Source organism: Bradyrhizobium sp. PMVTL-01, from assembly GCF_051861855.1.
GTDB lineage: Bacteria > Pseudomonadota > Alphaproteobacteria > Rhizobiales > Xanthobacteraceae > Bradyrhizobium.
Genome location: NZ_CP193982.1, coordinates 4,362,266 through 4,377,388, shown reverse-complemented (window position 1 = coordinate 4,377,388; position 15,123 = coordinate 4,362,266). Strand labels below are relative to the sequence as shown.

The following is a 15,123-nucleotide window of genomic DNA, read 5'->3' as shown; positions in this document are numbered from 1 at the left end:
CGCAACTGATGCCGACACGCGATGACCGCTCCTTTCATTCCGCAGATCGCCCTGTATCGCAACTGGCTGGCCGAGCAGCGCGGCCTGTCCTTCGCGAGCTACGAGGACATGCGGCAATGGTCGGTGCGCGACCTCGACGCCTTCTGGCGCAGCATCTGGGACTACTACGACCTGCAATCGCCGACGCCGTTTGCGGGCGTCATCACCGAGCGCAAGATGCCGGGCGCGGTCTGGTTTCCGGGTGCGCAGGTCAACTACGCCCGGCAGGTGTTCCGGCATGTCCAGGCGGCCGATGCCGCCGGCCTGACCGCGATCGTCAGCAGCGGCGAAGACGGCAAGCTCAGGGAAACCAGCTGGCCGGAGCTGCGGTGCAACGCCGCGGCGCTCGCGTTGCATCTGAAGGAGAAAGGCGTCAAGCCGGGCGACCGCGTCGCAGCCTATCTGCCCAACATCCCTGAGACCATCATCGGTTTTCTCGCCAGCGCCAGCATCGGCGCGGTCTGGAGCGTCTGCGCGCCCGACATGGCCGCACCCGCCGTGATCGACCGTTTCAAGCAGATCGAGCCGAAAGTGCTGATCGCCTGCGACGCCGTCACCTATGCCGGCCGGCGCCACGATCGGCACGATGTGCTGGCCGAACTGCGAGGATCGCTTCCCACCGTCGAGCACGTCATCCTGCACAGCGAGGCCCAAGCGCCTGCCGCGCCGGACGCCCTGCTCACCGACATCCTGGCCAGGACGGGCGCGGCGATCGACGCGTTCGAGCCGATGTGGCTGCCATTCGATCATCCGCTCTGGATCGTCTATTCCAGCGGCACCACCGGCCTGCCGAAACCGATCGTGCACGGCCATGGCGGCATCGTCATCGTGGTGCTGGCGCTGCTCGGCCTGCACAACGACATCGGCTGCTCCTATCACCCGAACTCGTTCGGCGAGCGCTATCACTGGTACTCTTCGACCGGCTGGATCATGTGGAACAGCCAGGTCGGCGGCCTGCTCAGCGGCACCACCTGCTGCATCTTCGACGGCAGCCCCGGCGGCAGCAGGGACAAGCCGGACTGGACCACGCTGTGGCGCTTCGTGGCGCAGGCGAAAGCGACCTTCTTCGGCGCCGGCGCGGCGTTCTTCGCCAACTGCGCCAAGGCCGAGATCGACCTTGCCGCCGCCGGCGATCTGTCGCTGCTGCGCTGCCTCGGCTCGACCGGCTCGCCGCTCAGCGCCGACACGCAGGCCTGGTTCAACGCGCGCTTCGCAGCTCTGTCGAAGACCAACGGCAGCAAGGCGCAGGCCGACATTTGGTGGGCCAACATCTCCGGCGGCACCGACTTCGCCGGCGCCTTCATCGGCGGCAATCGCCAACTGCCGCAGACGCCGGGCGCGATGCAGTGCCGTCTGCTCGGCGCGGCCGTCGAAGCCTTCAACGAACAGGGGCGTGCCGTCATGGACGAGGTCGGCGAACTCGTCTGCACCGAGCCGATGCCGTCGATGCCGCTCTATTTCTGGAACGACAAGGACTGCGCGCGCTACCGCGCCAGCTATTTCGAGACCTATCCGGATAATTTCGACGGCAGCGGCCGCGGGCCGGTGTGGCGGCACGGCGACTGGCTCAAGGTCAATCCCGACGGCTCTTGCATCATCTATGGCCGCAGCGACGCCACCATCAACCGGCATGGCCTGCGCATGGGCACGAGCGAGCTCTATTCCGCGATCGAGGCGCTGCCGGAGGTGCTCGATAGCCTCGTCGTCGACCTCGAATATCTCGGCCGGGACAGCTACATGCCGCTGTTCGTCGTGCTGCGCGAGGGCGTCGCACTCGACGCCCCGATGCAGGCCAAGATCAACAAGGCGATCGAGGCTGGCCTATCACGCCGCTTCTTGCCGAATGAGATCTTCGCAGTCGCCGAGATCCCGCGCACGCTGTCGGGCAAGAAGCAGGAGCTGCCGATCAAGAAGCTGTTGCTCGGCCAGCCCGTCGAGAAAGTCATCAACAAGGAGGCGATGGCCAACCCGGGCTGCCTCGACTGGTACCTCGCCTTCGCCCGCGACTATCTGGCGCGAACCGCCGCGTAGCTTTGATCAGCCTCCGCCGAAATTGGAGGGATCGAGATTTCTGTTCTCCGACGGCGGGATCGGCGGCCACCCGGGAAACTTGTACCAACCGGGCGGCACCGGCGCGTCCTCGGACGGACGGATGACCACGGGATGGTGCGTGCGGGCGTGATGCGCCGGCGCGGCGGCGGCGGCCGCCGCGCATGCCGACATCAAGAGGATCACAATCGGGACAGACCGCATCACGTGGGCTCCAGTCGTTCACCCAGGCTGGCATGTGGTGCGGGAACCATGCTGCGCCCACGCGTGAGCGCCGTCACGACCGGTCACAACGGCGGCACCAGACCATGCGAACGATCGGCCCAATTGCGCCGATACCGTTTGCACTCCGTTCACCGATCGCCGCTAGATCAGGAGGAATTCACAGCGACGAACCACGGAAATGGCCGAACTCAACGCCGTCCTTGCCCGTCTCAACGATCGCCTGCTCCGCCTCGAGGGCGAGCTGTTCGTGCTGCGCTCGCTGGCGCGCGCGACGCTGACCGCAGGCGACGATCATGCCGAGCGCATGCGCAAGCTGGTCGAAGCCGCCAAAGTCGCGCTCGACGACGAGGCGCAACGGCCGCTGGACAAGCCGACACGGAGGTATGTCGAGGCCGCGAGCGCCATGGTCGAGGAGCTACTGGTCGAGCCGACCAAGGCCCGACCGCTGTTCACGGTGATCGATGGCGGCAAATCCTCCTAAGGCGTCCTAGCGCAGGTACATGCCGGGCGCGCGTGCGCCGTTCGGAAAGCACTGTCCGTTCGAATAATTGTAGTCGTAGCCATCAGGACAGCGGCCGCCACGGCCATAGTACTCGGGACCGTCGTCGTTGCCTCGATAGTAGCCCCTCCCTCGGTAGGTCGGCTGGGGGGCCGTGTAGTAACCCGGCGCGTGATAGTCGTTCGGATAGCAGCGGCCGTTCGAGTGGTTGAAATCATAACCATCCGGACATTGCCCGCCCGGCCCGCCTCTGAACTGGACCTGTTCCACCATCGGCTCCGGCGATGCCGCAGGCACGCTTGCAAACGCAATCAGGCCGGCCAGCGCGAGTTCAATCATAACGACTCTCCAATGATGGGGGACGAACCCGGCAGGATTCGCACCCCACGAAACGATCTGCCGATTGACGCATGGGCGGGCTGAACCCTGCATGAACCGGAATTGGGCTGCGACAACGCGTCGTATCCCGGCCCTTGCGACAAGTCCCCCTGGTCAGATCGCCGTGGAATTCGTCGCCTTCAGCCGGCTGAGACCCGCCTCGATGATCGCGATCTCTTCCTCGATCTGGCCGATCGACACGCTGAAATCGTAGCCGGACCTGCTCTTCAAATCGACCGCGAGCCGCTGCCTGTGCATCATCAGTGCGTCGAGCCCGCGACGGTTCTTCAGACGCACATAGGCGTCCACGATCTGCTCAATCGCGCTCGGCATGAAATCGGTCCCGGCGAAAAGGCCCGCGCGGCGCACCCACTCGGGCGGGAGATATTCGGTGTCGCGGTACGCAATACAAATCCGCGACGGATTGGTCGATACGACAAGCTGGTTGAGAACGTATTACCGTGAGATGATTTCGTGACGCACGGCATGAAAAAGCCGCTGGCATTTGCGCCAGCGGCTACAGCCGGGTTCGAAAATGGATCCGGATTGAAATGTGGCCAGCCCCGGTTGATATGTTCTAGCGGCAGACGGGGATCGCTTCGGTTCGGAATGAAACACAGGAACCGCATGACGCGATCTGCCGTCCGACCGTGGCCGCCTGGCAACGCTGGCAAAAACATGTCCGCGGCGATTGCGATAGGCGCTGTAGCGGTAGTAACGGCCGATAGGGGTAACCGCGGTAGATCGTAGGCGGCTCCTCGCCATAATAGGCGCCGTGGTAGAAATTGTAGGGCAGCCCTTCAGGACAGCGATAGGCATCCCAGGTGGGGCGCAATCAGCGTCGCACTCGCTCCAGACAGCTGCAATGGGCCATGGAGGGCACCGGAACGACCGGCTGCGCAATCTTGGAAATCAGCGTGTCCCGCGCCCGGCGCATTGTTGATAACCGCCGCAAACGGCCCGCAGCTGGTGACAGGGCGCCCGGACGTGTTATCGGGTATGACGCAGTTGCGAGACGGATCGGACCCCATGCGCATTACCATCGTCGGTTCCCGCCATTTCGGTGTGACCACCCTGAACATGCTCCGGGAGCACAGCGTCTCGATCGTACGGGTCGTCGTGGCGGACGCCGAGGATCGCCTGGCCGCGGCGGCCAAGGCCGCCGGCATCGAGGTCGTGGTGCAGGCCAATCCGAAGCTGGTGGTGGCTTCCGAGATCGCTCCCGACACAGATCTGATCATCACGGCGCATAGCCATGCCCGGATCGGCAAGGACGCGCTCGCTGCCGCCACGTATGGCGGGATCGGCTACCACCCCTCGTTGCTGCCGCGTCACCGCGGCAAGGCCGCCGTGGAATGGACCATCAAGGAAGGCGATCCGATCGCCGGCGGCACCATCTATCATCTCGCCGACCGCATGGATGCCGGCGCCATCGCCGCGCAGGACTGGTGCTTCGTCAAGAAGGGCGAGACCGCCCGCGAACTCTGGGAGCGTGCGCTCGCCCCGCTCGGGCTCAAATTGCTGGCCGACGTGATCGATTATATCAAGGTTCACAAGGCGCTGCCGTCGAGGGTCCAGGACGAACAGTTCGCGACCTCGGCGCCAAGCCTCTGCTGAGTCTTTGCCCTCAGTCTCTGCCGGCGTTTACCCTTAACGTGAGCGGGCCTTGATTCTGCTTTGAAAATTGGAGTCGAGAACGCAAATAAACCATTGTTTCCACAGGAACAATTTTCCATTTGGCATCGCAACAAATTTCCGTCACATTTCGTCCGAATAAGCGTCAGCATATCAGACAAATTCAAGGACGGAATTCATGCGTTTTGCTCGCATCGCGGCGTTCTGTGCCGCTTCAGTTTTCGCCGGCACCCTCGCCGCTCCCGCCATGGCCCAGAGCCCCTATGACGGCAACTGGCAGGTCACCATCGTGACCAAGAGCGGCTCGTGCGAGCCGACCGCGAGCTCGATGCTGACGGTTGCCGACGGCAAGATCACCGCGCCCGGCGCTAACGTTTCCGGGACCATCGGCAGCGGGGGACTTGTGAAAGTTTCGATCAATGGTGCATATGCCAATGGTCAACTCAACGGCAACGCCGGATCGGGGAAGTGGAATGGAGCATCTGCAGGCATACCGTGCAGCGGGCGGTGGGAAGCGTCGCGCCAATAAACCAATCGAGGCTCGCGCCCGGAACCGGCGGCTGCTGATGGCGGCCGCCGTTTTGTTTGCAGCGGGGATCATCAACTCTGAAAGCAAGGCCCAGTCCGGCCCGTTCGCCCCGATGGCGGGCAGCTGGAGCGGCGGCGGCACCGTCACATTGGATGACGGTTCGAGCGAACGGATCCGCTGCCGGGCCAAATACGCTCCGATCGGACCCACCATGGAGCTGTCGCTGACCTGCGCCAGTGACGCCTACAAGTTCAACCTCGCGGCCAACGTCAGGGCCGAGGGCAGCGCCATCACCGGCAGCTGGTCCGAGGCCAGTCGCAACATCTCCGGTGCGCTCCAGGGCCGCGGCGGCGGCGGAAACTTCGAGGTGGTCGCCTCCACCGCCGGCTTCAACGCCAACATCGCGCTCAAAACCAGCGGCAACAAGCAGACCGTCACAATCCGCGCGGACAGCCAGTTCCGCGGCGCGAACATCTCGCTGTCGAAGTAAGACAATAAGTGATGCGACAATCGATCCGGCGACCTCGCCGGGTCGATTTTTTTATGTGCCAGGGAGGAACGCGGTGACCTCGATCTCGACCTTGGCCCGCTCGTCCACGAGGCCGCCGATATAGAGCAGCGTCGAAGGCGGAAAATTGCGCCCGAGCGTCTGCTTCCAGGCCGCACCGATGCCAGGACCTGCGGCCTGGTATTCGCTGCGGCTGGTCAGATACCAAGTCAAGCGTACGATGTGCTCGGGGCCCGCGCCGGCTTCCCCGAGAAGCTTGACGATCCGCTTGAGAGCGGTCGCCACTTGCGCCGCCATGTCGGGCGCATAATTGCCCGCCTCGTCGCCGCCGGTCTGGCCGGCGAGCACCACCCAGCGGCCTGGCCCCTCGACCACGACACCATGGGAAAAGCCGCGTGGTTTTTGCCATTCGGCCGGCTGCAAGATGCGCATGGGCAATGTCTCCGCATTGTTCTCGTTGTTCGATGATGCATTAACATGCCGCCCTGCATCGCTGCATCCGCAGATTTGGCGGTTGCAAACGGCGATGATGTCGCGGATACCGGCCGTCCCTTCGGATTCCACCCTTCCGCATCCACTGCAATGAGCACGACACCGTCCAAAACGATGGCTGCACTGTGGATGGCCGGCTGGCTGTCGCTGATGCTGATCATGGCGGTGGCCGGGCGCGAGACCACACGCGAGCTCAACGTCTTCGAGATCATGGAGATCCGATCGCTGGCGGGCTTCGTCCTGCTGGCGCCGATCATCTGTCGCGCCGGAGGCTTCAAGGTGCTCAGGACATCGCGGCTGCAGCACCACGTCGCGCGCAACCTGGTTCACTATGTCGCCCAGCTCGGCTGGTTCTTTGCGCTGACGCTGATCCCGATCGGCCAGGTCGTCGCGATCGAGTTCACCATGCCTATCTGGACCGCAATCCTCGCGGCGAGCTTCCTCTCCGAGCACATGACGCCGTGGAAGATCGCCGCCATCGTGCTCGGCCTCGTCGGTGTGATCGTGATCGTGCGGCCGGCCACCGGCGAGATCAATCCGGGCCAGCTCATCGCGCTCGGGGCCGCCATGGGGTTCGGCGTGTCGATGGCGCTGGTCAAATCGTTGACCCGCACCGAAAGCGCGCTCTCGATCCTGTTCTGGATGCTGGTGGTGCAGTCGGTCGCGGGCTTCGTGCCGACGCTGCTGGTCTGGACCTGGCCGTCGGCCTACGCCTGGGCCTGGGTCGGCGTGATCGCCGTCTGCGGCACCTTCTCGCACTACTGCCTCGCGAGCGCGATGCGCTATGCCGATGCGACGATCGTGGTTCCCATGGACTTCCTCCGGGTTCCGCTGACAGCAACCGCAGGCTGGCTGCTGTATTCGGAGCGGCTCGACGCCTGGACGGTCCTCGGCGCGGCGCTGATCCTCTGCGGCAATCTCCTGAACTTGAAGCCGGCGCCGGTTCCCGCTCGCGCGCAGTGAACCTCGCGCCGCCTCACGCGACAAAACGAAGTCGCCGTGTGATTGGGATCACGTTGGAGAGCCTCTCCATCGTGCACATTCGGCCACACAGCAGCGGGTTGGACGCGACGTACCGCCGTTTTGGTGGTGCGAAGTCGGGCACTTCGTGTAGGTTCGCCGCCGATTTGTTGCTGCCTGCAATTCGATTCTGGGGATTTCAGAATGCGCTATCTCACCCTGCTCGCCTCGCTCGTATGCGTGGCACTGTCGGTTAGTGCCGCGAAGGCCGACCGTCGCGTCGCCTTCGTCGTCGGCAACGGCTCCTACAAGAACGTCGCGCAATTGCCGAACCCGCCCATCGATGCCAAGGCGATGGCATCCACGCTGCGCAATGTCGGCTTCGAGGTGATCGAGGGCTCCAATCTCTCCCGCGACCAAATGACGGAGAAGCTGCTCGACTTCGGCCGCAAGGCGCAGGGCTCCGATATCGCGCTGTTCTATTATGCCGGCCACGGCATCGCCGTCGGCGGCACCAACTATCTGCTGCCTGTCGATGCCGACATCAAGTCGGAGATGGACGTCAAGCTGGGGGCCGCCATCAACATCGACCTGACGCTCGAGCAGACCATGGGCGATGCCAAGGTCAAGCTCGTCTTCCTCGACGCCTGCCGCGACAATCCGTTCGCCGCCAAGATCAAGTCGAACTCGGCGACCCGCAGCGTCAACGTGCAGAGCGGTCTGGCCGAGATGAAGTCCGGCGAAGGCACGCTGATCGCGTTCGCGACTGGCCCGGGCCAGACCGCGCTTGATGGCCAGGAGGGCAACAACAGCCCGTTCACCCGCGCACTGATCGACAACATCACCAGGCCCGGCGTCGAGATCCAGCAGGCGATGACGTCGGTCCGCGCCCAGGTCAATGAAGAGACCCACAAGGGCCAGCTGCCCTGGGGCCATACCAACCTGATCGGCGCCGTCTATCTCAATCAGGCACCGACGACCCAAGTCGCCAATGCGGCACCGACAGCCGCTGGTAGCGTCCCCGTGGCGGCCGGCGGCAGCTCGGATGGCGTCGAGCTCGAATACTGGCGCTCGGTGAAGGAGTCGAACAAGCCGGAAGAGCTCAACGCCTACCTCACCGCCTATCCCAACGGCCAGTTCAAGGCGCTGGCGCTGGCGCGGCTTGCCGCGATCAAGAGCGGACCGTCGACGACGACCCGCACCCTCAATGCCGGCGTCGATCCCGCCGCCTTCACCGATGAGGCCTCTCAGCTCACCGAGGACCAGATCGGCCTCGACAAGAACCAGCGTCGCGACGTGCAGCGTCGCCTCACCGGGCTCGGCTTCGACACCAAGCAGACGGGCGTATTCAGCGACGAGACCCGCGCGGTGCTCAAGCGCTGGCAGGCCGCACGCGGCTATCCCGCCTCCGGCTATCTCAACAAGCCCCAGCACAAGGCCCTGCTCTCGGAAGTCGCGGCCACACCGCCAACGGCGAGCGACAACAGCCAGAAGGCGGCCCGGCGCGCCAGTACCCCCGCGCCCGGCAGCGCGCCGGCACCGGCGCCCCAACAACGCAGCAGCCCGGGCGATGCGGCCGGTGCGGCCTTCGTGGGTGGCGTCGTCGGCGGCATGATGGGCGGCATGTTCCGCCGGTGAGCCAGGACGGCAGCGTCAAAAGCGAAAGCCAGGCTCACGCCGAGCTTTTTCGTTGGTGCGGACGGCGTCGCAGCATACTCCGTCATTGCGAGGAGCCCTTGCTACGAAGCAATTGAGGCCACCCCCGGGGAAAGATTCTGGACTCGCGGAGCCTGTCATCGGGCCGCGCTTCGCGCGGACCCGTTGGCTCGCAATGACGAGCTCTCTTACTTCCCCGCCGCCTTTCGCAGCGCTTCGTTGATGCGGTCCTGCCAACCGGGGCCGCCCTCCTGGAAGAACTCCAGCACGTCCTGGTCGATGCGCAGCGTGACCTGCTCCTTGATGCCGGGAACGGCGTTCTGCTTTGGCGGCGCCGCGGCGACCTTGGCCGTCACCTTCTTGAACGCCGCCTCGGCCTCGGTCCTGGCATCGCCAAGCGTGCGTGGCCGCCTCGGTTGATCCGCCATATCCTAGATTCCCTCGAACAGAGCCGTCGAAAGATACCGCTCCGAGAAGGACGGCACGATCGCCAAAATGGTCTTTCCCGCAGCTTCCGGCCGCTTGCCGATCTGGAGCGCGGCTGCGATCGCCGCGCCCGAGGAGATGCCGCCCGGAATGCCCTCATGCCGCGCCAGCGCGCGCGAGGTCTCGATCGCGGTGGTCGAGTTGATCTTCACGATCTCGTCGATCACCGAGCGGTCGAGGATATCAGGCACGAAGCCTGCGCCGATGCCCTGGATCTTGTGCGGCGTATGCTGGCCGCCTGACAACACGGGGCTCTCCTCCGGCTCGACCGCGATCACCCGTAGCGAGGGCTTGCGCGGCTTCAGCACCTGGCCGACGCCGGTGATGGTGCCGCCGGTGCCGACGCCGGCAACGAAGAAGTCGATACTGCCGCCGGTGTCGTTCCAGATCTCCTCGGCGGTGGTGCGGCGGTGGACCTCGGGATTGGCGAGATTCTTGAACTGCTGCGGCATCACCGAGTTCGGCGTCGTCTTCAGGAGCTCCTCGGCGGCGGCGATCGCGCCCTTCATGCCTTGCGCGGCCGGGGTCAGCACCAGCTCGGCGCCGAGAAAGGCCAGCATCTTGCGCCGTTCGATCGACATGGATTCCGGCATCACCAGCTTAAGCCGGTAACCGCGCGAAGCCGCCACGAAGGCAAGCGCAATGCCGGTATTGCCGGAGGTCGGCTCGATCAGCACGGTGTCGGGCTTGATGATGCCGGCCTTCTCCATGGCAATGATCATGGCCGCACCGATGCGGTCCTTCACGCTCGCTGCCGGATTGAAATATTCAAGTTTTGCCAAAATCGTCGCGTTCACCCCGTCCTGGCCCGGCAGGCGTCGCAAGCGCACGATCGGCGTGTCGCCAAAAGCCTCGACGATTGAATCGTAGATCCGGCCGCGGCCGGGTTGGTGCGCTGCACTCGTTTTGGACGATGCGTCCATCATGAACTCCCTTTGGCGATATTTTTGACCGCTGTCGCAGCTGTTCCGCAGTTACAGACAGCTTGCGGCGACGCGCAAGCGGCAATCACGTGATCCGGCCGGCCGATGCGCCCATCTGCAGAAGGCACGAGTTTACCGCGCCGCCGGCTGCCGCTGTCAATCTGTTCACGATTGACATGCTGAACTGCCGGACCAGCGTCCAGCCTTCCGATCATCGCTTGTGCCTTAGCCAAATACCCTCCCGACGGGCGGCGTCCGTTGCGGGCGGCGGGAGCGCAGAGAACGCCTGATGCATCAACGGATCGCCTTCATCGATACACTGCGCGGCGTCGCCGTCTTGCCGGGGGTGGTTCAGCATGCGCTCGAGGTGATCGTGCGGGAACACCCGACCGGCGCGTACCGTTCGATCTTCCACCACGCGATCGGCTACTACATGAATTTCGGCCGGTTCGGCGTCGCGCTGTTCTTTTTCGTCAGCGGCTTTGCCATTCCCTTCAGTTGTTCCGCCGGCGCGTCCCCCCGGCTCGCCTTCGTCGCCGAGGTCGTGACATCCTCGATCCTTGTCGGCTGGATGACATAATCTCTCGTCGAGAAACCCTGGATTTCGCGCGCAGACTCCGCCACAGCAAGCCGGTGGCGCTTGAGCCTGCTCTCGGCCGGCAAAGTGCGGCGCAGTAGTGGCGCGCCATGAGGCGTGAAGCAGCGCAGCGAAGTATCGCAATGCACACGGATTCTTTGCGCTGCGGTACGCAGTCACGTCGTGGTGACGGCAATTTTATAAAAGCCAGCGCATTTGTGTTGCGACCTCGTCAAGTACTTCTGCTTATGTTAGACTTACGTCTTAATCAAGCAGGGAGGTCACCGCGATGTCAGCAGTTGCTGAAGTGATGTCGACCGTCGCGCTGAACCGCGATCCGCGTTGCAGCGATTTGCCCACCTGTCCCGTCTGCGCCGACTCCATGGTGGCCGCCGAAGCATCTGCCTACGTCTCGGACCACATGATCAGCTATCTCTGGACGTGCGACAATTGCGGCTACGGTTTCGTGACCAAGCATGCCGTCAAGCAGCGGATCGTCTGCAATTGACGTATCAGCGCGGGGCGATATCGCCCCTCGCCCAATCCTCGCGCGTACGCTGATAGAACTCGTCGAACGTTCCGCGTGCGACAGCGTCCCTGATGCCCTGCATCAGGGACTGGTAGTAAGCGATATTGATCTCGGACAGCAGCATCGCCCCCAGCGTCTCGCCCGCCTTGACGAGATGGTGAAGATAGGCGCGCGCATAGTTGCGCGTCGACGGCCATGAGCTCTCTTCATCGAGCGGGCGCGGATCGTCGGCGTGGCGCGCGTTGCGCAAATTCACCTGACCGAAGCGCGTGAAGGCCACACCATGCCGGCCATTGCGCGTCGGCATCACGCAATCGAACATGTCGATGCCGCGCTTCACCGCTTCGAGGATGTCGTCGGGCGTGCCGACGCCCATGAGGTAGCGCGGCCGCTCTTTCGGCAGCATCGGCGCGGTCTCGTCGAGCATGGCCAGCATCACCTCCTGCGGCTCGCCGACCGCAAGACCGCCGATCGCATAGCCGTGGAATCCGATCTCGACGAGGCCTTGAGCGCTCGCATGACGAAGCTGCGGGATGTCACCGCCCTGCACGATGCCGAACAGCATGTAGCCGTCGGGCGCGCTCTCGAAGGCGCGCTTGGAGCGCTCGGCCCAGCGCAGCGACAGGCGCATCGCGCGGTCGATGTCGTCGCGCTCGGCGGGCAGCCGCACGCATTCGTCCATTTGCATGGCGATGTCCGAGCCGAGGAAGCGCTGCACCTCGATCGAGCGCTCCGGCGACAGCTCGACCTTGGCGCCGTCGATATGCGAGCGGAAGGTGACGGCGTGCTCGCTGACCTTGCGCAGGTCAGCCAGCGACATCACCTGGAAGCCGCCGGAATCCGTCAGCATCGGCCCATTCCAGCCGGTGAACCGCTGCAAGCCGCCGAGGGCTCCGATCCGCTCCGCGCCGGGGCGCAGCATCAAATGATAGGTGTTGCCGAGCACGATGTCGGCGCCTGCCTCGCGCACCTCGCGCCAGTGCATGCCCTTCATGGCGCCGGCGGTGCCGACCGGCATGAAGGCCGGGGTCCGCACCACGCCGTGCGGCGTGGTCAGGCGGCCGGTCCGCGCGGCGCCATCGGCGGCGAGCAGCTCGAAATGATTGGGAAGGTCGGTGTCGGGACGATTCATGGCCGTGCTTATTGCGTGCCGGGCGAGGCCGATCAACCCGCCCGAACCCCAGGATGCCGTCGGACTAGGACAGATTTGACGCGGACTTCATGTTCCGCTCGGCTTGCCAAATAAAACGATACAGTTTAGTTTTAACGCGGGGCTGAACGAGATGCCGCGGTGAATGTTCCGGCGGCCGTATTTGTGTGATCGCCAGCCGCCGACGATGCCCTCCGCCTCATGTTCGACCGAAACGTCCGGCCCTTCGCCTGACCGGATATGGCAGACCGCCGCCCGCCTGACCGGACTTCTGGTCCTTGCCTTAAGTCTGGCGCTCGGCGCGTGCACCTCCCTGCCCCGCACGCCCTATACCGCCGCCGAGGCCGGTGCCTCGCGCGTGCTCGATATCGACGGGCTCCGCCGCTACGCCGACGAGCCGGTCACGAAGTTCAGCTTCGAGAAGGACACCGGCACCGCGACGAAAACCTATCTGGCGCTCTCCGGCGGCGGCGCCGATGGCGCCTACGGCGTCGGCGTGCTCAACGGGTGGACCGCAGCCAGAACCCGCCCCACCTTCTCGGTCGTCTCGGGCGTCAGCACCGGCGGCCTGATCGCGCCGTTTGCATTTCTCGGCTCCCAATATGACGACACGCTGAAGGAGGTCTACACCAGCGGAATCGCGGAGAGCCTCCTGAACGATCCCAGCATCATGCGCGTGCTCTTCGGCTCCGGCCTGTTCGGCAATACGCGGCTGCGCGAGCTGGTCGCTCGCTATGTCGGGCCGGAGATCATGGCACAGGTCGCGCGTGAGAACGCCAAGGGTCGCAGGCTGCTGATCGTGACGACCGATCTCGACACCCAGCGCACCGCGATCTGGGATATGGGCAAGATCGCGGCTGTGGGCACGCCCGAGGCGCTCAAGCTGTTTCGCGACGTGATGGCGGCTTCCGCCAGCATTCCCCTGGTGTTTCCGCCGATCATGATCGACGCCGAAGGCCAGGGCCGCCGGTTTCAGGAGATGCATGTCGATGGCGGCGTGACGGCGCCGGTCTTGACGCTGCCCGACGCGCTGCTGTTCCAGGGCAGTCGCCTGCCCGGCGATGCGAAGATGGAAATCTACATCCTCGTCAACAAGAAGATCGAACGCACCTTCGAGTTCGTCTCCAACAGCACCATCGACGTGGCCTCGCGCAGCCTGTCGGCGATCACCCAGTCGCAGACCCGCTCGATCATCTTCTCGACCTATGATTTCGCCAGGCGCAACCGGCTCGGCTTCCATCTCTCCTACATCGCGCGCGACTATCCGGCGCCCCCATCGGAAGGATTCGACACCGGCTATATGCGAGCGCTTTATCAGTACGGATATGAGAAGGCCGCGTCGGGCGAGGCCTGGACTTCGACGCTGCCGTGACGCGGGTGACGGAACGGCGTCTTATCGAAACCGTTGACGATACGGCCAATTCGGCCAGATTCGCGATGACGCCCCGGCTCCTGCGCGATATAGAGCGAATGACAGGCAACGCGCAGGAATCATTGGGCATGGGATTGACTGCGACCAGATCACGATCGGCAGCGCCACGGCGCGAGGTGCCGAAATCGCGCGGCGGACGGCCGACCAAGACCGCCGCGATCGAGCGCGACCAGCGGCTGATCGAGGTCGCCACCCGCCTGTTCCTCGACCGCGGCTTTGACGCCACCTCGCTCGATGCGGTCGCGGAAGCGGCGCGGGTGAGCAAGCCGACCGTCTATTCCCGCTACGGCGACAAGCGCGGCCTGTTTGCGGCCGTGCTGAGGCGCGAGATCGCGCGCTGGCTTGCACCGCTGTCGGCTGCGGCGGAAACGCAGCTCTCCAGCGCCTCGGACATTTCGGTCGAGCAGCGGCTGGTCGAGATCGGCCGCGAGATGCTGACCTTCACCTGCGGGCCCGATGCCGTCGCCTTCAGCCGCATGATGACGTCACAGGCGATCAACTTCCCCGACGTCGCCAAGCTCGGCAAGGAGGAAGGCTGGCTCAAGGCCGTTGCCACCACGGCGCGCTTCTTCGATCATTTGGTGGCGCAAGGCGCGCTGCACATCGAAGACACCACCATCGCAGCCGAGGTGTTTCTCGACGTCGTCGTCGGTCACACCCACCGCATGGCGACATTCGGAACGGCGCTTGAGATGAAGTCCGCGGAAAAGCGGATGCGCACCGCGATCAAGCTGTTCCTTGTCGGTGCGCTTGGCCCCGCCGATCGCGTCAAGGACGTCGGCAAGGGCCCGCGGCGGCGCCGCTCCCCCCGCTGACAATTCCGTGAGCTGGCGATCTTTCCCCAAGGGGCCGGCGCAACCGCATTGACCAAAACAAAACGATACGGTATGGTTTAGTTATCGGTACGGGCCGCTTTTCACCAGCCCCAAAGAGGTTCGTGCCGCTTCGATCGCCGCGGTGGGTACAGCCCGCCGCGACGCTCCGCGGCCGGCCTTTGCCCAAGGGTCGGCCGCGAATTCTTTACGATCATCCGGCCACTCGCTGGCCGAGGGTTTC

General features: G+C 64.6%; 18 protein-coding genes. 11 read left to right on the top strand and 7 right to left on the bottom strand.

The features are described 5' to 3' along the window. The first annotated feature begins 21 nt into the window (after positions 1 to 21). On the top strand, positions 22 to 2,070 hold the full coding sequence (locus ACRQ5Q_RS21120; RefSeq protein WP_439392215.1) for an acetoacetate--CoA ligase: 2,049 nt from the start codon (positions 22 to 24) through the stop codon (positions 2,068 to 2,070). Between the two features lie 6 nt (positions 2,071 to 2,076). On the opposite strand, the gene ACRQ5Q_RS21115 is transcribed toward ACRQ5Q_RS21120, so the two are convergent. Further along, positions 2,077 to 2,292, bottom strand: a complete 216-nt coding sequence (locus tag ACRQ5Q_RS21115; protein WP_439368170.1) for a hypothetical protein — start codon at positions 2,290 to 2,292, stop codon at positions 2,077 to 2,079. A 199-nt stretch (positions 2,293 to 2,491) separates the two neighbouring features. Here ACRQ5Q_RS21115 and ACRQ5Q_RS21110 point away from each other — a divergent pair, with 199 nt between their 5' ends. Then, positions 2,492 to 2,794, top strand: coding sequence for a hypothetical protein (locus ACRQ5Q_RS21110; RefSeq protein ID WP_439368172.1), 303 nt, complete (start codon positions 2,492 to 2,494; stop codon positions 2,792 to 2,794). Between the two features lie 6 nt (positions 2,795 to 2,800). Here ACRQ5Q_RS21110 and ACRQ5Q_RS21105 read toward each other — a convergent pair whose 3' ends face one another. Then, positions 2,801 to 3,151 carry a hypothetical protein gene (locus ACRQ5Q_RS21105; protein WP_439392214.1) on the bottom strand — a complete coding sequence of 117 codons (351 nt, stop codon included), beginning with the start codon at positions 3,149 to 3,151 and terminating at the stop codon, positions 2,801 to 2,803. A gap of 153 nt (positions 3,152 to 3,304) precedes the next feature. Beyond that, a complete protein-coding gene (locus ACRQ5Q_RS21100) occupies positions 3,305 to 3,523 on the bottom strand; it encodes a hypothetical protein (protein ID WP_439392213.1) in 219 nt (72 codons plus the stop codon). Between the two features lie 696 nt (positions 3,524 to 4,219). Here ACRQ5Q_RS21100 and ACRQ5Q_RS21095 point away from each other — a divergent pair. The 3 genes from ACRQ5Q_RS21095 (at position 4,220) to ACRQ5Q_RS21085 (ending at position 5,844) form a co-directional block, all read left to right on the top strand. Then, the gene (locus tag ACRQ5Q_RS21095; RefSeq protein WP_439392212.1) at positions 4,220 to 4,807 is read left to right on the top strand and encodes a formyltransferase family protein; all 588 of its coding nucleotides are present in this window, start codon (positions 4,220 to 4,222) and stop codon (positions 4,805 to 4,807) included. 196 nt (positions 4,808 to 5,003) lie between these two features. After that, entirely contained in the window at positions 5,004 to 5,354 is a 351-nt protein-coding gene (locus ACRQ5Q_RS21090) for a hypothetical protein (protein WP_439368176.1), read from the top strand. Further along, positions 5,299 to 5,844: a hypothetical protein gene (locus ACRQ5Q_RS21085; protein ID WP_439368177.1), complete on the top strand. Its 546-nt coding sequence runs from the start codon at positions 5,299 to 5,301 to the stop codon at positions 5,842 to 5,844. The genes ACRQ5Q_RS21090 and ACRQ5Q_RS21085 overlap by 56 nt, the downstream gene beginning before the upstream one ends. A gap of 51 nt (positions 5,845 to 5,895) precedes the next feature. On the opposite strand, the gene ACRQ5Q_RS21080 is transcribed toward ACRQ5Q_RS21085, so the two are convergent. Next, entirely contained in the window at positions 5,896 to 6,294 is a 399-nt protein-coding gene (locus tag ACRQ5Q_RS21080; RefSeq protein WP_439368178.1) for a RidA family protein, read from the bottom strand. 150 nt (positions 6,295 to 6,444) lie between these two features. Between ACRQ5Q_RS21080 and ACRQ5Q_RS21075 the strand changes: the two genes are divergently transcribed. Further along, a complete protein-coding gene (locus ACRQ5Q_RS21075; protein WP_439392211.1) occupies positions 6,445 to 7,317 on the top strand; it encodes a DMT family transporter in 873 nt (290 codons plus the stop codon). A gap of 201 nt (positions 7,318 to 7,518) precedes the next feature. Beyond that, positions 7,519 to 8,952, top strand: a complete 1,434-nt coding sequence (locus tag ACRQ5Q_RS21070; protein ID WP_439368179.1) for a caspase family protein — start codon at positions 7,519 to 7,521, stop codon at positions 8,950 to 8,952. A gap of 206 nt (positions 8,953 to 9,158) precedes the next feature. Here ACRQ5Q_RS21070 and ACRQ5Q_RS21065 read toward each other — a convergent pair whose 3' ends face one another. Together ACRQ5Q_RS21065 and cysK are read right to left on the bottom strand one after the other, a co-directional pair. After that, positions 9,159 to 9,398: a BrnA antitoxin family protein gene (locus tag ACRQ5Q_RS21065; protein WP_027575366.1), complete on the bottom strand. Its 240-nt coding sequence runs from the start codon at positions 9,396 to 9,398 to the stop codon at positions 9,159 to 9,161. Positions 9,399 to 9,401: 3 nt separating this feature from the next. Continuing rightward, positions 9,402 to 10,379, bottom strand: coding sequence for a cysteine synthase A (gene cysK / locus ACRQ5Q_RS21060; protein WP_439399845.1), 978 nt, complete (start codon positions 10,377 to 10,379; stop codon positions 9,402 to 9,404). 289 nt (positions 10,380 to 10,668) lie between these two features. On the opposite strand from cysK, the gene ACRQ5Q_RS21055 reads away from it, so the two are divergent. Together ACRQ5Q_RS21055 and ACRQ5Q_RS21050 are read left to right on the top strand one after the other, a co-directional pair. After that, positions 10,669 to 10,959 carry a heparan-alpha-glucosaminide N-acetyltransferase domain-containing protein gene (locus tag ACRQ5Q_RS21055; RefSeq protein WP_439368181.1) on the top strand — a complete coding sequence of 97 codons (291 nt, stop codon included), beginning with the start codon at positions 10,669 to 10,671 and terminating at the stop codon, positions 10,957 to 10,959. A 286-nt stretch (positions 10,960 to 11,245) separates the two neighbouring features. Beyond that, on the top strand, positions 11,246 to 11,464 hold the full coding sequence (locus ACRQ5Q_RS21050) for a hypothetical protein (protein ID WP_439368182.1): 219 nt from the start codon (positions 11,246 to 11,248) through the stop codon (positions 11,462 to 11,464). A gap of 4 nt (positions 11,465 to 11,468) precedes the next feature. Here ACRQ5Q_RS21050 and tgt read toward each other — a convergent pair whose 3' ends face one another. After that, positions 11,469 to 12,617 carry a tRNA guanosine(34) transglycosylase Tgt gene (gene tgt / locus ACRQ5Q_RS21045; RefSeq protein ID WP_439392210.1) on the bottom strand — a complete coding sequence of 383 codons (1,149 nt, stop codon included), beginning with the start codon at positions 12,615 to 12,617 and terminating at the stop codon, positions 11,469 to 11,471. A 205-nt stretch (positions 12,618 to 12,822) separates the two neighbouring features. Between tgt and ACRQ5Q_RS21040 the strand changes: the two genes are divergently transcribed. Together ACRQ5Q_RS21040 and ACRQ5Q_RS21035 are read left to right on the top strand one after the other, a co-directional pair. Further along, positions 12,823 to 14,007 carry a patatin-like phospholipase family protein gene (locus tag ACRQ5Q_RS21040; RefSeq protein WP_439392209.1) on the top strand — a complete coding sequence of 395 codons (1,185 nt, stop codon included), beginning with the start codon at positions 12,823 to 12,825 and terminating at the stop codon, positions 14,005 to 14,007. A gap of 128 nt (positions 14,008 to 14,135) precedes the next feature. Further along, positions 14,136 to 14,882 (top strand): TetR/AcrR family transcriptional regulator, encoded by a 747-nt coding sequence (locus ACRQ5Q_RS21035; RefSeq protein ID WP_439368185.1) that lies wholly within the window; start codon positions 14,136 to 14,138, stop codon positions 14,880 to 14,882. The last annotated feature ends 241 nt before the right edge of the window (positions 14,883 to 15,123 follow it).

Bases quoted from the DNA above. Each gene is read 5' to 3' on its own strand.
- ACRQ5Q_RS21085 (WP_439368177.1), top strand. From the start codon at position 5,299: ATGGAGCATCTGCAGGCATACCGTGCAGCGGGCGGTGGGAAGCGTCGC.
- cysK (WP_439399845.1), bottom strand. From the start codon at position 10,379: ATGGACGCATCGTCCAAAACGAGTGCAGCGCACCAACCCGGCCGCGGC.
- ACRQ5Q_RS21120 (WP_439392215.1), top strand. From the start codon at position 22: ATGACCGCTCCTTTCATTCCGCAGATCGCCCTGTATCGCAACTGGCTG.
- ACRQ5Q_RS21080 (WP_439368178.1), bottom strand. From the start codon at position 6,294: ATGCGCATCTTGCAGCCGGCCGAATGGCAAAAACCACGCGGCTTTTCC.
- ACRQ5Q_RS21110 (WP_439368172.1), top strand. From the start codon at position 2,492: ATGGCCGAACTCAACGCCGTCCTTGCCCGTCTCAACGATCGCCTGCTC.
- ACRQ5Q_RS21090 (WP_439368176.1), top strand. From the start codon at position 5,004: ATGCGTTTTGCTCGCATCGCGGCGTTCTGTGCCGCTTCAGTTTTCGCC.
- ACRQ5Q_RS21040 (WP_439392209.1), top strand. From the start codon at position 12,823: ATGCCCTCCGCCTCATGTTCGACCGAAACGTCCGGCCCTTCGCCTGAC.
- tgt (WP_439392210.1), bottom strand. From the start codon at position 12,617: ATGAATCGTCCCGACACCGACCTTCCCAATCATTTCGAGCTGCTCGCC.
- ACRQ5Q_RS21050 (WP_439368182.1), top strand. From the start codon at position 11,246: ATGTCAGCAGTTGCTGAAGTGATGTCGACCGTCGCGCTGAACCGCGAT.
- ACRQ5Q_RS21105 (WP_439392214.1), bottom strand. From the start codon at position 3,151: ATGATTGAACTCGCGCTGGCCGGCCTGATTGCGTTTGCAAGCGTGCCT.
- ACRQ5Q_RS21095 (WP_439392212.1), top strand. From the start codon at position 4,220: ATGCGCATTACCATCGTCGGTTCCCGCCATTTCGGTGTGACCACCCTG.
- ACRQ5Q_RS21075 (WP_439392211.1), top strand. From the start codon at position 6,445: ATGAGCACGACACCGTCCAAAACGATGGCTGCACTGTGGATGGCCGGC.
- ACRQ5Q_RS21055 (WP_439368181.1), top strand. From the start codon at position 10,669: ATGCATCAACGGATCGCCTTCATCGATACACTGCGCGGCGTCGCCGTC.
- ACRQ5Q_RS21115 (WP_439368170.1), bottom strand. From the start codon at position 2,292: ATGCGGTCTGTCCCGATTGTGATCCTCTTGATGTCGGCATGCGCGGCG.
- ACRQ5Q_RS21100 (WP_439392213.1), bottom strand. From the start codon at position 3,523: ATGCCGAGCGCGATTGAGCAGATCGTGGACGCCTATGTGCGTCTGAAG.
- ACRQ5Q_RS21035 (WP_439368185.1), top strand. From the start codon at position 14,136: ATGGGATTGACTGCGACCAGATCACGATCGGCAGCGCCACGGCGCGAG.
- ACRQ5Q_RS21070 (WP_439368179.1), top strand. From the start codon at position 7,519: ATGCGCTATCTCACCCTGCTCGCCTCGCTCGTATGCGTGGCACTGTCG.
- ACRQ5Q_RS21065 (WP_027575366.1), bottom strand. From the start codon at position 9,398: ATGGCGGATCAACCGAGGCGGCCACGCACGCTTGGCGATGCCAGGACC.